Raw genomic sequence first — 15413 nt, 5'->3', positions numbered from 1 at the left:
AAAATCATTTGAGAATGAAAAAAGTAGTTATGGAATTCTTCTAAAATGATAGATGTATTATTTTGTTAAGTAGTAAACAAAAATGTGGAACGAGGTATTAAAGTGAAGCGAGATGATAAATCATCAATAAATAAAGCTATGATAGAACCTGAAAACATTGGACCTACGTTTCCAGTTCTTCCCCCAATTTATATTCCAACGGGCCCAACGGGAATGACCGGTCCAACGGGTTTAACAGGATCACCGGGAGTAACAGGTCCAACGGGTTTAACGGGATCACCGGGAGTAACAGGCCCGACCGGTTTAACGGGATCACCGGGAGTAACAGGTCCAACGGGTTTAACAGGGTCACCGGGAGTAACAGGTGCGACGGGTTTAACAGGATCACCGGGAGTAACAGGTGCGACTGGTTTAACGGGGTCACCGGGAGTAACAGGTCCAACGGGAGTAACAGGAACAAGGGGAGTAACAGGCCCAACAGGTTCAACGGGAGCAACAGGATCACCGGGAGCAACAGGTCCAACGGGTTTAACAGGGTCACCGGGAGTAACAGGTGCGACGGGTTTAACAGGGTCACCGGGAGCAACAGGTCCAACGGGAGTTATTGGTCCCATAACAACAACTAATTTATTATTTTACACTTTTTCAGATGGAGAAAAACTTATATATACAGATTCAGATGGGATAGCTCAATATGGTACAACACACATATTACCTCCTGATGAGGTTTCCTATATTAATTTGTTTATTAATGGAATACTTCAACCACAACCATTATATCTGGTTAGTAATGGTCAGCTAACTTTATTGGATAATCAACCACCTACGCAAGGTTCTTCAATTATTTTGCAATTCATCATTATTAATTAAAAAAGACAGATTCTTAAATAAAAAGAATCTGTCTTTTTGTTCTACATTAAAGTAGTTAAACTAAGTGACGATAAATTCAATTGTAATTGGAATTCCGCCGTCTAATGCATCTCCGCCAGGAATTGTAATAGCACCAGTAGGTCCAGTAGTAATACTGGAGTTCACACTAGGTTGAAGAATGCCGTTTACATAAAAGTTGTAATACGTAAAAGTCGGAAAAGCAGTTGCAGTAGTACCAGCATCGTTTAAACAAGCTGTAGCAGCAATTGCAAAAGCTGCACCTGTTCCTGTTCCAGCTCCTAGTGTAGATGTAAATCTTCTAGATGCCATAAATGGTTGGATGATTGGCAATTAATTCTCACCTCCTAAATTATTTTTTGAACGAAGTATAGAATAACTTGTCCGATATATTGTATGAGAGTTTTCTATAATAGAAACGGCTTCTTAATTATTGAGAGAATATAATTTTAGTAAAGATATTTTTACTTATCTGAAAAGATGGTGTTGTTACTTGTTGGTTATATGCTAATGCTTAGTTTTAATATTTAAATTAAAATGTGCTTTTGGACCTAAGAGATAAACGTGGAAAATTAAAATAAACTCTTAAGTTTAGGTGTTTAATCTAAGCAGTCAATTATTAAAAACATATAATTAATATGTGAGTCATGAACATAATTAAATTACGTTTTCAAGTTTGATTATAATTCATGTTTCCTATTTTAAGAGAAACATATAACTTAACTACTTTTTTCAATCGCATCTTTTATAGTACTTAGAATAGGAAAACACTCAACTATAAGAAAAGTAAGGAGGAAATAAATGAAACATAATGATTGTTTTGATCATAATAACTGCAATCCGATTGTTTTTTCAGCAGATTGTTGTAAAAATCCACAGTCAGTTCCTATTACTAGGGAACAATTAAGTCAATTAATTACTTTACTAAACTCATTAGTATCAGCTATTTCAGCATTTTTTGCAAATCCAAGTAATGCAAACAGATTAGTGTTACTCGATTTATTTAATCAATTTTTAATTTTCTTAAATTCCTTATTACCTTCTCCAGAAGTTAATTTTTTGAAACAATTAACTCAAAGTATTATAGTTTTATTACAATCTCCAGCACCTAATTTAGGACAATTGTCAACATTATTGCAACAATTTTATAGCGCCCTTGCACAATTCTTCTTCGCTTTAGATCTTATCCCTATATCCTGCAACTCAAATGTTGATTCTGCAACTTTACAACTTCTTTTTAATTTATTAATTCAATTAATCAATGCTACTCCAGGGGCGACAGGTCCAACAGGTCCAACAGGTCCAACAGGTCCAGCAGGAACAGGAGCAGGTCCAACGGGAGCAACAGGAGCAACAGGCCCAACAGGAGCGACAGGTCCAGCAGGTACTGGTGGAGCAACAGGAGCAACAGGAGTAACAGGAGCAACAGGCCCAACGGGAGCAACAGGTTTAACAGGAGCAACAGGCTTAACAGGAGCGACAGGTCCAACAGGTCCAACAGGTCCAACAGGTCCAACAGGAGCAACAGGTCCAACGGGAGCAACAGGCTTAACAGGAGCAACTGGTGCAACAGGTGGCGGAGCTATTATTCCATTCGCTTCAGGTACAACACCATCTGCGTTAGTTAACGCATTAATAGCTAATACAGGAACTCTTCTTGGATTTGGATTTAGTCAGCCTGGCATAGCTTTAACGGGTGGAACAAGTATCACATTAGCGTTAGGTATAGGTGATTATGCATTTGTAGCACCACGTGCAGGAACTATTACGTCATTAGCAGGTTTCTTTAGTGCAACAGCTGCATTAGCTCCATTATCACCTGTTCAAGTGCAGATACAAATATTAACTGCACCAGCAGCGAGTAATACGTTTACAGTACAGGGCGCACCTTTATTATTAGCACCAGCATTTGCTGTAATAGCGATTGGTGCTACAGCATCGGGAATCATTCCTGAAGCTATTCCAGTAGCTGCTGGAGATAAAATACTGTTATATGTTTCATTAACAGCAGCAAGTCCAATAGCTGCAGTTGCTGGATTTGTAAGTGCAGGTATTAATATCGAATAACTTGTGGTAATGTATTCTGTATATAGCCCTTCCTAATTTTATTAGGAAGGGCTATATTTTATGGGAAGATAGGTGATAAATCAAAATGTATGATTTATACTTTATTATTTATGGAATAAGTTAAATGATTTGAAAAAATTACCTATAAATAAAAAAAGATGAATTCTATTAAAAATAGAATTCATCCATTTCATAAATGGTATACAAGGGAAGAAAGTTATTTATCGTGAGCGTTGAAATGTTATAGTTCAAATTAGTAATAAACTATTTGTTTTTATTACAGTTACATCCTTTTTTCTTTACATAGCCTTGCTCGGCTAAATCTCTTTGTGATTGGGAATTGGAAGATTGAGAATTCGAAGACTGAGAGGATGCTGATGAACTACTATTTTTATTATTAGAGTAGTTTTTTCGATAGTTATAATTACTCATAGTACTATCACCTCCAATTAGATATATAAATATTATATGTATGTACTCTATTAATTGTTACGAAAAAAATAGGAATGGTGGATATACAATAAAAAATCTCCTACGTATTTTCCGAGGAGATCAATAATTGTCTATTAATGAAATAAATTAATATCCCCAGTAAAGAGGGAAATAGTATGAATCTTGGTAATATAAATTTTGTTGTTGATTAGGAGGATGAGTTGGTGGGTTTATCATTCCTCGGTTTTTATTACAGTTTGCTGGGGGACCAATTACTGTAGTGGATTGAATAGGGGATACCGCTTGTTTCCATTGTTGTTCATCGAGACAGTAAGTATGAGCCATCATATTAGCGGGAGTTAATCTTAAAATATCAGAACCAAAAATAACTTCTGGGGTTGGGGCATCGAAAATAGCTAATAAATGAGTACCATCTGCTGTAGCAATTTCATAATGCCACCACGCTTGTGGAATGTTGGCAACTTGCCCTGGTTTTATCGGTAAGTTTAATATTTGGTTTGTAAAAGGATTAAGTAAGGAAACAACAGCAGATCCTGAAATACAGTAAACAAGTTCAGCTGCATTTTGATGAATATGCGGCTCTATAACATTTCCTGTACTTAAATAGATATCTAATAAAGAAGTATTTTCTAACGTATTTAATTGTTTCATGCCAAGTACGTTTATATAATTTTGGGCATTTTTCTTAAAAAAATTACTTTTACTTAAATCATGGGTGAAATTAGTTGAGGGGGAAGTGTAGTCGATACTAGCAGTCATTTGTATTACCTGCCTTTCTTATATTTTCATGCAATTTGAATTTAGGATATGAGTCTAGTTATTGAAATGTGAAAGCGTTGCTGCTCTTCGTTTGTAAAGTGATAAAATTGTTCGTTTGAATGCACTATAATTACAAGAGTTTCATTGCGAAAAATGGTGCTATTAATTACAATTAATGTAAAAGATAGCGCTTTTTTAATTTGGAGTACAAGGGGAGTGCAGAAAATGAACCATAATATTTTAAAAGAGTTGGAAGTTGAATTAACAAATTACTTTCAACCGTTTTTGAATGCACCTGCAACAATAGAAGAAATTCAATATGCCGAAAGTGAAATGGGAATTTCGTTTCCAGATGAATTACGTAATCTTTATCTCGCACATAACGGTGAGGATAAATCAGGACCAGGGTTATTTTTTGGTTTGCCATTTCTCTCGTTAGATGAAGTTTTGGATGAGTGGAGAATATGGAAAAGAATTGAAGAGGATGATTTTTTTAATTTTGATGCATTTTCAATACCAACAGAATGGATTAAGGAAAGATATGTGAATCACAATTGGATACCTATTAGTAAAGATTATGGCGGTAACAATATAGGAATAGATGTTGATCCGGATGAAAAGGGGGAAATGGGACAAGTAATTAATTTTGGAAGAGATGAAGAAGTGAAATACGTAATTGCAAATAGAATTTCAGATTTATTACTATTTATTTTACAAACGCTAAAAAGTAAAAATTTCACCATTCATCAAGAGGAAGATTATATATATTGGAGTTATGGTGCTAACGATAATATACATTTTTTAGACGCTTTATTTAATATTGAATTACCTGTTTTACATCCTCAATTTATATTTCAATCTGAAAATAACGTGAAAGATTGGTACGATAGTTTAGATGAGAATTGGAGAAATATAGTGGGTGCATCTGAACGTGCAGACAGGTTTATTAGAGAGAAGAGATTATATTTAGGTCGAAAAGGGTTAGTAGATATTAGTCCATTACAGATTTGTACAGAAGTGAGAGAACTAATTTTATCCGGAAATGAAATTCGAGATTTAGCAGGATTAGAACGAATGAATTCTTTAAAGAAGTTATATTTAGTTAATAATCCGGTTAAAGATTTAACGCCAATCATACATCTAAAACACTTACAAGAAATGAATATAAAGAATACGAAGATAAATAATTTATCGGAACTTGTAGAAATGTCATCATTAAAAAAATTAAATATTTCACATACTAGTATTCAAGATTTTTCGTTGCTACCGCGGTTTCAAAAATTAGAATCGCTTTCTGTACATATTTCAAATCGTGAGCAGCTCTATGCGATTTCGAAAGTAGATAATTTAAAGCATTTATATATTTTAGGTTTAGTGAATGTTAGTGAATTGGATTTACTTGTTTTGCAAAATTTAAATAAGTTAATCACAATTGAATTTGAAAATAGCGACATCGCTAATTTATATTGCTTTCGACACAATGCGTCAATTCAAAATATAAAGTTGACAGATACAAAGGTAAAAGATGTATCGGCATTAGGTAAAATGAAAGGGCTAAAGGAATTAGAATTAGATGGCGCAACAATTGATAACCTTGAAACGGTTTGTTGTTCTCGATCATTAGAAATATTTACAGGATCGTTTGAACAATTTTATATGTTAAAAGACTCATTTGATAGGAAAATAGATTTTTCAAAAATAATAGGGGGGATGTCTGAAGAAGAAGGAGAAATTTGGCACCAGCATGTAATTGATTAGAAAATAACATTATTATGTAAATAAGTTTGTTTGTAGAAGGTGTAACTGTTTGACAGTTGATACTGCAATAAAGTGGTTAGATGAAATAAATTATGTGTAACTGAATGTCACATCCCCCCTTAATCGTTCGTCTTGTATGTAGAACGTATAAGGAGGGATTTTGTTATGAAACATTTTGATATAGCAATTGTTGGTGGTGGGCTTGCTGGATTAACAGCATCTATATATTTAGCGAAAGCTGGAAGGAAAGTTATTGTATTAGAAAAGTCCAGTCACTTCGGTGGTCGAGGGATGACAATAAATAAAAACGGCATTTGTATGAATCTTGGTGCACATGCTCTATATAGAGGTGGAGAAGCGTTTTTAGCTTTTAATGAGCTAGGAGTAAATCTTCCAGGTGGAATCCCATCTACAAAAGCACATGGAATATGGAAAGGGGATATTTATACCATTCCAACAGATTTTCGCTCCATTTTATCAACACCGTTACTTTCATGGTCTGCAAAAGTACAGTTCGCTCGTCTTATGATTCATTTAGGAAACTTAGATGTAGGAAAAGTTCCGAAAATGAGCCTAACTACATGGGCAGAAAATGAAATTAAAGATCCAATGGTTCGAAATATATTTTATGCATTATGCCGAACAACAACATATACGTATGCTCCTACAATACAATTAGCATCTTCTGTACTAAAGCAAATACAGCTTTCTATGAAAGAAGGAGTACTTTATGTAGATGGCGGTTGGGAGACGATAATAACAAATTTAAGGAATATAGCAAGTACTAGTGGTGTGCAATTTCTGGCTAAAAAGCATGTTTTGAAAATAGAGCATTGTGAAGGGAAACAAAGAATACAATGTTTTGACGATGAAGTATTTGAAGCAGGTGCAGTCATTGTAACAACTCCACCGAAAGAAGCTTGTAAAATTATAAAAGGTGCGGAAGGAACAAGTTTGCATAGATGGAGTGAACAATCAGTACCGGTTACCGTTGCTGCATTAGATATTGGTTTGAGACGATTACCCAACCCTACACATCAATTTGTATTAGGCTTAGATCAACCTATATTTTATACAAATCAATCGAGAGCAGCTAAATTAAGTGAAGACGGATCAATTGCAGTGAGTCTAATTAAGTATCATACCCCTGTGTTTGAGCTAAATCATATTCAAGATGATAAAGAACAGTTAGAAAATACGATGGAATTATTACATCCGAATTGGGAAAGGGAAGTTGTTGCACAGCAATATTTACCGAAAATAACGGTAGTATATGATTTTCCTCATATTGACCGTGTTGAAAAACCAGGCCCTAGCATACCTGGAATGCCAGGTGTTTACGTTGCAGGAGATTGGTTAGGACATGATGAAATATTAGCTGATGCTGCGGTAGCAAGCGGAAAACGTGCAGCGTTACACATATTAAAGCAATCCGAAAGTGAGGCAATTCATCATGGAAACGGAGCAATTATATGAAACGTATCAATCATTATTATTTTCGTTAGCATATAGAATCCTTGGGAGTGTTATGGATGCTGAAGATATCGTCCATGACGTATTTATAACACTTAATAATATAGAGGACGTTCAATCTATAGAAAATATGAGAGCCTATTTATGTAAAATGGTAACAAATCGCTCAATTGACAAATTACGTTCGGCAGCACATAAACGGAACGTATATGTCGGAATGTGGTTGCCAGAGCCATTTGTGGAAGAGGTTGATGATCCATCAGAGTCATTTGTAATGAAAGAATCAATTTCTACGGCATATTTATTACTTTTACAACAATTGTCTGAGGTAGAGAGAGTTGTTTTCATATTAAGAGAGGTTTTCAGTTATGAATACGAAGAAATCGCTTCAATTGTAGATAAGAGTAATGCGAACTGCCGAAAAATCTTTCAACGTGCACGAAAAAGTATTTTGGATAAGCCGAAGCAGTCAACATTAAGTACGAAGAAGATGGCTGCCTATGTGGAGAAATTTGTATCATCATTGCAGTGTGGGGATGCGCAAGGCATGTTAGAAGTATTAAAAACAGATGCGATATTAAAAGCTGATGGTGGTGGTAAAGCTACAACTGCAATCCATCCAATCTATTCTGCAGATAGAATTATACGTTTATTCTTTGGAATTGGGAAGAAGTTCCCGGAAGAGTACAATGTTGATTATAAGATGGTAAATGGTGCCCCAGGTGTTATTGTTAAAGTAAATAATAAAGTGACTTATGTGCTTTCATTTACATTTGAAAATGAGAAAATCTCAAACATTTATATGATGGTTAATCCTGAAAAACTTATGCACTTAAATGTAACAGTATAAAAAAAGACGCATTTCTTTAGAAGTGCGTCTTTTTTTTATTTCTCTAACATTTCAAGAGGTACATCTTTTTCGCCTGCTACCTCAAATTTAATTTCCCCATCTTCTTCATAAATACGTGAAATAATCGGTATAGTAATCATTAATTTTTTATGCTGTTTGCGCTTTCGAGCAGCATCTAAGCTAATCACGTTCATTGTAAGCATCCTTTCTTCTAGAAATATATAAACAAAAGAAAATGCGTCCGGAAAGGGCGCTTAATTGAATTTGAAATACCGATTCATTTAATTGGGGTTTATATTTTTTAATAACTGCAATTGAATTAAAAATAATATGAATGGAATAATTGCACGTAGAAATTAACTTTACCAAAAAACGAAACAATATGCTATAAAAAAATTCAAATCTTTGTCATATAACGAGAAAAAGGTTTTTGTTTCGCATATAATGAAAGTAGACGGGCAGCAAGAGCTTTTTCATCATATTGCTTTGGAAAGGCGATGAAAAAATGGATACGTTAGATTCATTATTATTTCAACTTGAACAATATGGAGAAGAGCATGATCGAAATAAAAAAACACGGGAAGAAAAGTTACGGAATATTACTCGTGAGATGGGGCAGTTTTTATCGATTTTAGTAAAAGGGTGTAGCGCAAAAAACATTTTAGAAATCGGAACTTCTAATGGCTATTCTACATTGTGGTTAGCTAATGCGGTAGAAGAAACAAATGGAAATGTAACAACTGTAGAGCTTTCTTCAGAACGAGTTGGAGAGGCACTTGTCAATTTTGAAAAGGCAAACCTTTTACAAAGGATTGATGTTCATAATCAAGAAGCAGGGGCATTTTTAGATGCGCAATTAGATCACTCATTTGATTTTATTTTCCTAGATTCAGAGCGTACGCAATACATGTGGTGGCTTGAGCATATAAAACGCATTTTACAACCAAAGGGTTTTCTTGTTGTTGATAACGCAACCTCTCATGCAAGCGAATTAGCCGAGTTTAGAAAAATGATTGAAGAAGATGAAATGTTTGAAACGGTCTTATTGGCATTTCAAAATGGAGCATTTGTAGCGCTTAAGAAGAGTTAGGATTGAGCGTAATATAATTATCACATTGAAAAAGGGTGTATGTCAAAAGATTGAGTACAGTAGGATGGGAAGGACGTAATTTATATACGTAACATACGAAGAATCCGCCTTCAGCATGTTGTTCTCTAGGTCTTAAGTCTGAGGAAAATAATGTTGAGAACAGGTATACTTATAGTAAGAAACAGGGAATGACTGCATAAACAGGCATTTCTAAAAAAATCGATTTCAAGCAGTTAGAATGTATATGAAATACGATATAATAGATGAAATATAGTGCATATAAATTCGCACATATAAATAAAGGAGCGATTTTGTTGACTGAACTCGAGAAAAAAGAACCTGTATCCATTGTGAAAGATAATAATGTAGAAGTAGTAGTAGATACAGTTATAAAAGATCAAGAATTAGAGGAACTGAATAAAGAAGCTGATCTTTATGTACAAAAATTAAATAGCGAGCAAAATACGGATTTATCAAAAGTATTGTCACAGCTAGGAGATTTAGGGGATAAAGAGCAACAAGCAGCAGGACAAACGTTATCAGCACTAAAGCGTCCAGTAACAGCGATGATGAATGGAAAGAACGAAGAAATTCCAAATACATTGTTAGAATTACGAAAAGTGGTATCAGAGCTTGATCCGAATTCATTAAAAGCAAGTGGTATGAAGAAAATTATGTTTAAAGTATTCAAGAAAAATCCACTTGAAACATACGTGCATAAATATCAATCTATAGATAAGCAAATTGAGGAGATTATAAGATCCCTACTAATTGGTCGTGACAACTTACAAGAAGATACAGTTGGTCTTGAAATGCTTAAAGAACAATCGCACGATAAAATTCACGCACTTGATAAGCAAGTATACTTAGGGAGAAAACTTGCTGGCATGCTGGAAGCTGAGAAACAAAATCCAGAACGTCAAAGAGATATTCCATTAATTAACGATGCATTAGAAAAGATTCTAGTACGTACACGTAATATGCAGCAAGCGAAAAGTGTTTTATTACAATCTATCGCATCTGTAGACATTATTAAGAAAAATAATGAAAAGTTAACAGAAGCAATTCGTAATGCCATTACGATGACGCAAAACGTTGTAACAGTTTCAGCTGCTATCCAGCTAGCATTAACAAATCAGCGTAAAACAATTGATGCAGTGAATGCGACAAATGAAGCAATTGAATCAATGGTATTAAGTAACTCACAAGCATTAAAACAAAATACAGAAGAAACAACAAAACTTCTTGAAAATCCTGCTATTAGCATGGATAAATTACGTGAATCATTCCAAAATGTATTTGCTGCGATTGAAGCTTCTGAGAAATCATCAGAACGTATTATCGAGTCAAGTAAGAAGTTTGTAATTGAATTAGACACATTTAATGATGAAATGAAACAAAAACTCATTCAGCGTCCAAGGAAATAACAGACTTTTAGAGGAGGTGAAAAAATGAGTTTCATTCAAACAGTATTAGTACTATTGGGTACATTGCTTTTAATCGCATTTACTGTCGTTGTTTTAGTTGTATATTTCGGACGTAAACTGTATTTTTCATGGACGAAACCATATAAAAGAGCACATGATTCTTTAGATAAGTTATCGAATAAATCATTACCGTTTCTACAAGAATTTACACAGCACCCACTCTTTTATCGCTGGATTCGTACGGAAGGAAAGAAAGAACAATATACATTAAACACTCTTTTCTGTGCATCGGGTCAACGTACGAGAGAGCAAGTATTCTCAATGTTACCGAAAGAAAAACAGAAAAAAGTACATGTAATGGCAAAAACAACGAAAAAACTTACAAATGAAGATATTGATGTAGCGGCGATGAAAGTAAAAGATTTTTTAAGACAAGAAACGCAGCAAACAGTAAAACCATCAGACCTTTCGTTTTATAAATTGTATTTTTATGATCGATATCCAGATGCATTAAATACAATTCAAACGTATAAACGCTCAATAAACCCTTCATTACAAAGAACGGTTGATGAAATTACAATTTCAGTATTAAATGCCTTGCCGTATTATCAGGAGCAGCGTATGTTTGAACAACAACATAAACTTGAAACGTTCTTAATGAAAGATTTAACAGCGATGCTATCGTTAGTCGTACAATTACCACCTTCACAAAGACCAGAAAAAGAAGAAGAATTAAAAATCTACTTGCAAAATTTCCAAAAAGAAATGGAAGTAGTCGAGCGAGATATTCGTGACTCGATTGATCACGATTTGAATGTGAAGATGAGAGCAGCGACTGAGAAGTTTAAGAATAAATAAAAAAAACGCCTTAAAGCTATAGTTCTTAGCTTTTAAGGCGTTTTTTTATTAGTTGTTATTTTGCTTTAACGGTAGTATGACTAGATGCAACACTTTCATTATGCAATCGATCAACTGCAGTTACTACATACGTATACGTTTCTCCTGAAATAGCTGTTTTATCTACATAAATTTCTCCGAGCTTTGTTTTTCTTACAGCAGTAAGTAAATTTTTTGGATTTTCTGTATCCACTTCATTTTTTCCATTCACACGGTAAATGGCGTAATAAGCAGAGTCATTCTCTCTATCATCAATGATACCTACAGCAATACCTTCATCTCTTGGAATAGCACCTTTTAAAGTCGGTTGTTTTGGTGGATCATGAACAAGCCAAGGCATAGGCGGGATTAATGCAGGATGTTTATATATGTCTTTTGAGAGTCTATCTTTAACTCCTAGTGGATTGTTATTAATATCTTTTAAGCTAAAATGCATACTACCTTTTATTTCAGGATATAACCGGTTTAATGCAAGTTGTCTTGGGTATTCTTCAGGATCAGACCAAGCTGGGACAGAATTATTATTAATTTTATACGCCGCCTGACCGATGTATAGGTGAATCGGTTTATTATTTGTTTCTTTTACCCACCAATCTACTAATATGTCATATGCAGCTGGTGTGAAACCAATATTCCAATATATTTGCGGTGTAATGTAATCAATATAACCTTTTTGTATCCATTCACGTGTATCAGCATAAAGGTCATCATAGTTTCTTTGACCTGCAGTAGTGTTAGACCCAGTTGGATCGTCAGCTATATTTCGCCATACGCCGAACGGACTTATGCCAAACTTTACGTATGATTTTTCTTGTTTTATAGCAGTATTTAAACCTTTGACAAGTTCATTTACATTGTCACGTCGCCAATCTTCTATATTTGTAAATCTACCATTATTATACGTTTCGAACGTTTTTTGATCGGGGAATTGTTCACCAGCTACTTTATATGGATAAAAATAATCATCCATATGCAGCGCGTCAATATCGTAATGTTGTACGATTTCTAAAGCGCCTTCTATAATAAATTTTTTCACTTCTGGAATACCAGGGTTGTAATATAACTTTCCTCCATAAGGTACAACCCAATCCGGATGCTGTTTTGCAGGGTGGTTATCCGATAATCGATTTATATCAGTGTGATTCATCGTTATTCGGTATGGATTAATCCATGCGTGGAATTCTATATTTCTTTTATGTGCTTCTTCAATCATAAATGCGAGCGGGTCGTATCCGGGATCTTTTCCCTGTGTACCTGTAATGTATTCTGACCAAGGACCGTAATTGGAAGGGTAAAAAGCATCAGCGGTTGGTTTTATTTGTACAACAACTGCATTCATACCAGTGTTTTTTACATCGTCTAATAATCTAATAAACTCTTGTTTTTGATTTGCGATAGGTAAGCCAGTTTTTGAGGGCCAGTCAATATTAAGTACAGAAGCAATCCATACAGCACGTAATTCGTGTTTTTTATACGTAGTATTTACTTCAGCGTAAGTAGAGTGAGGAGAAATGAAAGAGAAAGGAATAAAAAAGATGACGATACAACATATCACTAATAAACGTTTCATGATTATTTATACGCCTCCCTATTATATGGTTAGCTAATATGATATCCGAGGTGAGGTTGTACTTACAATTGAGAAAAATAAATATTGAAACATTAATTTAATAGGAAAAATATTTTTACTGAAATTTACTTTCAATATAACTAAATTCTTTTACTTCTTCATATGCTTGTTAGTAAAGTGAAACTTCCTTTCATCCGAAGGGGATAATTTATAAGTATAGGAGGATTAATAAATGAAGGTTTTATTCGTTTGTTCTGGAGGGATGTCCAGTGCAATTGTTGTAAACGCTTTAAAAAAAGAGGCGGAGAAAAAAGGTGTAAACATGGAAGTCCATGCCATTGGAACAAGTGAGATAGAGGAAGAAGTAAAGAATGGCTGGGACGTTGTAATGGTTGCACCTCAAGTAAGACATAGATTTGACTCTGTTAAAAAATTCGCAGAAGAGGAATCTATCCCGTGCGGTATCATACCGCCACAAGCATACACGCCGCTTGGCGGACCGACTTTATTAAAAACTGTAAATGATTTAATTAGTTAGGGGGAAGCGTTATGAATAAATTTGTCACGTTTCTTGATAGAAACTTATCTGGACCGATGGCAAGGCTTTCTGAACAGAGGCATTTACAAGCAATCCGTGATGGAGTTATTTCAGCGTTACCATTTATTATTGTAGGAAGTTTCTTTTTAATCGTAGCATTTCCACCATTACCGAAAGATAGTTTCATATCTGTTTGGGCATTAAAAAATCAAACAAGTATATTAATACCATATCGTTTAACGATGTTTATTATGTCTTTATATATAGCATTTGGAATAGGGTATAATTTAGCGAAAAGTTATAAGCTAGATGCTTTATCAGGAGCACAGCTTGCAGTATGTTCATTACTATTAACATTAACGCCTGAATTAATTGATAAAAAAGGGTTTATGCTTCCGATGACAAATCTCGGAGGTCATGGATTATTCGTGACAATGATTGTTTCTATTTTATCAGTTGAGATTTTAAGATTTTGTAAGAAGAAAAACGTAACGATCAAAATGCCAGAACAAGTACCACCGTCAGTAGCGCGTTCGTTTGAAGCACTTATACCTGCGGCTTTCGTTATTATTATTATGAGTCTTATTACTGTCGTTTTTAAAGTAGATGTACATTACGTTGTGGATAAATTAGCAGCACCATTAGTTAAAGCTGGCGATAGTTACTTTGGCGTTATTATACCTGTATTTTTAATTACATTTTTCTGGTCTTTCGGGATACACGGTGTATCCGTTGTAGGTACTGTGGCGAGACCACTTTGGGATGTATATTTAGGGAAGAACGGTGAAGCTGTAGCAAGTGGTGCGAGTCATTTTCCATTCATTGCACCAGAGCCGTTTTATCAATGGTTTATTTGGATTGGTGGTTCGGGTGCAACGCTAGGACTTGTATTAGCCATGATTGTTTTTGGTAGATCAAAATATTCGAAAGCATTATCGAGAAGTTGTATTGTGCCTGGAATTTTTAACATTAATGAACCCGTTATATTCGGTTTACCAATTGTCCTGAATCCAATCTTAATTATTCCTTTCGTTATTACACCACTAGTAACAGCTACTATAGCATATTCTGCAACTGCAATGGGATTTGTAACACCAACACACATTATGCCGCCGTGGACACTACCAGCTCCAATTGGTGCATATTTAGCTACAGGAGGAGATTGGCGTGCAGTTGTATTAGTTTTAATAAATATAGCAATATCATTTCTTATTTATCTACCATTCTTTAAAATGTACGACAAAAATATGCTTGAAATTGAAAAGAATGGAGACGGAGAATCTGTAAATTCGTAATTTTTATACTGTATTTTTGAGTGATAGGCATTTTGTCTATCACTTCTTTCACATGAAGTCCAGAGAGGGTGAAATGGAATGAATATAAAATTTAGTTATAAAGGTGTATTTTTATTATTATTTGGAGTGATATGTGCAAATTTACTTTTTGTACCTTTATTAAGAATGCTACATTTATCACAAATGCATAGTATATGGCTCGTTACAAGCATTGCGGCAAGTATTTTGCTTACAGTAGTTGTTTCTTTCATTGATGGATTGTTCGCATCGAAAGCCCAGTTGTTTTATAGATTTATATTATTTTCCATCGGTTGTACGTTTGTAACTTACATGATTGTTTTTTAGTAA

15 protein-coding genes are annotated in these 15413 nt (G+C 34.5%); 11 read left to right on the top strand and 4 right to left on the bottom strand.

Annotated features, from left to right (window positions below; genetic code table 11):
* Positions 1-102 precede the first annotated feature (102 nt).
* Entirely contained in the window at positions 103-870 is a 768-nt protein-coding gene (locus FS802_RS01835) for a DUF4183 domain-containing protein (RefSeq protein WP_260989055.1), read from the top strand.
* Between the two features lie 60 nt (positions 871-930).
* Here the strand turns inward: FS802_RS01835 and FS802_RS01830 are convergent, their stop codons facing one another.
* Positions 931-1221: a DUF4183 domain-containing protein gene (locus FS802_RS01830; protein ID WP_001121646.1), complete on the bottom strand. Its 291-nt coding sequence runs from the start codon at positions 1219-1221 to the stop codon at positions 931-933.
* A gap of 468 nt (positions 1222-1689) precedes the next feature.
* On the opposite strand from FS802_RS01830, the gene FS802_RS01825 reads away from it, so the two are divergent.
* The gene (locus tag FS802_RS01825; protein WP_186367208.1) at positions 1690-2955 is read left to right on the top strand and encodes an exosporium glycoprotein BclB-related protein; all 1266 of its coding nucleotides are present in this window, start codon (positions 1690-1692) and stop codon (positions 2953-2955) included.
* Positions 2956-3534: 579 nt separating this feature from the next.
* Here FS802_RS01825 and FS802_RS01820 read toward each other — a convergent pair.
* Entirely contained in the window at positions 3535-4167 is a 633-nt protein-coding gene (locus tag FS802_RS01820; RefSeq protein ID WP_064469547.1) for a cupin domain-containing protein, read from the bottom strand.
* Positions 4168-4392: 225 nt separating this feature from the next.
* Between FS802_RS01820 and FS802_RS01815 the strand changes: the two genes are divergently transcribed.
* From FS802_RS01815 to FS802_RS01805, 3 genes are all read left to right on the top strand, one after another.
* Positions 4393-5925, top strand: a complete 1533-nt coding sequence (locus FS802_RS01815) for an SMI1/KNR4 family protein (protein ID WP_098655157.1) — start codon at positions 4393-4395, stop codon at positions 5923-5925.
* Positions 5926-6090: 165 nt separating this feature from the next.
* Positions 6091-7401, top strand: coding sequence for a phytoene desaturase family protein (locus tag FS802_RS01810; RefSeq protein WP_098655158.1), 1311 nt, complete (start codon positions 6091-6093; stop codon positions 7399-7401).
* Positions 7379-8248: a sigma-70 family RNA polymerase sigma factor gene (locus FS802_RS01805; RefSeq protein ID WP_088092603.1), complete on the top strand. Its 870-nt coding sequence runs from the start codon at positions 7379-7381 to the stop codon at positions 8246-8248. Before FS802_RS01810 ends, FS802_RS01805 begins: the two co-directional genes overlap by 23 nt.
* Before the next feature lie 35 nt (positions 8249-8283).
* Here FS802_RS01805 and FS802_RS30905 read toward each other — a convergent pair whose 3' ends face one another.
* A complete protein-coding gene (locus FS802_RS30905; protein WP_001100983.1) occupies positions 8284-8442 on the bottom strand; it encodes a hypothetical protein in 159 nt (52 codons plus the stop codon).
* 311 nt (positions 8443-8753) lie between these two features.
* Between FS802_RS30905 and FS802_RS01800 the strand changes: the two genes are divergently transcribed.
* From FS802_RS01800 to FS802_RS01790, 3 genes are all read left to right on the top strand, one after another.
* Complete coding sequence (locus FS802_RS01800; protein WP_000380142.1) at positions 8754-9338, top strand: O-methyltransferase; 585 nt, start codon at positions 8754-8756, stop codon at positions 9336-9338.
* 314 nt (positions 9339-9652) lie between these two features.
* The gene (locus FS802_RS01795; protein ID WP_000137410.1) at positions 9653-10765 is read left to right on the top strand and encodes a toxic anion resistance protein; all 1113 of its coding nucleotides are present in this window, start codon (positions 9653-9655) and stop codon (positions 10763-10765) included.
* 24 nt (positions 10766-10789) lie between these two features.
* Positions 10790-11623, top strand: a complete 834-nt coding sequence (locus tag FS802_RS01790) for a DUF3974 domain-containing protein (protein ID WP_000008384.1) — start codon at positions 10790-10792, stop codon at positions 11621-11623.
* A 55-nt stretch (positions 11624-11678) separates the two neighbouring features.
* Here FS802_RS01790 and FS802_RS01785 read toward each other — a convergent pair whose 3' ends face one another.
* Positions 11679-13238, bottom strand: coding sequence for a glycoside hydrolase family 10-like protein (locus tag FS802_RS01785; RefSeq protein ID WP_098707933.1), 1560 nt, complete (start codon positions 13236-13238; stop codon positions 11679-11681).
* 226 nt (positions 13239-13464) lie between these two features.
* Between FS802_RS01785 and FS802_RS01780 the strand changes: the two genes are divergently transcribed.
* The 3 genes from FS802_RS01780 (at position 13465) to FS802_RS01770 (ending at position 15410) form a co-directional block, all read left to right on the top strand.
* Positions 13465-13770: a PTS sugar transporter subunit IIB gene (locus FS802_RS01780; RefSeq protein WP_000865895.1), complete on the top strand. Its 306-nt coding sequence runs from the start codon at positions 13465-13467 to the stop codon at positions 13768-13770.
* Between the two features lie 11 nt (positions 13771-13781).
* Positions 13782-15065: a PTS sugar transporter subunit IIC gene (locus tag FS802_RS01775; protein WP_098655160.1), complete on the top strand. Its 1284-nt coding sequence runs from the start codon at positions 13782-13784 to the stop codon at positions 15063-15065.
* 78 nt (positions 15066-15143) lie between these two features.
* Positions 15144-15410, top strand: coding sequence for a hypothetical protein (locus FS802_RS01770; protein WP_098655161.1), 267 nt, complete (start codon positions 15144-15146; stop codon positions 15408-15410).
* Positions 15411-15413: the final 3 nt, after the last annotated feature.

The sequence above is a fragment of the Bacillus sp. DE0042 genome (assembly GCF_007680225.1).
GTDB lineage: Bacteria > Bacillota > Bacilli > Bacillales > Bacillaceae_G > Bacillus_A > Bacillus_A wiedmannii.
Note: the sequence above shows the minus strand (reverse complement) of the source record. Positions and strands in the feature narration are given on the sequence as shown.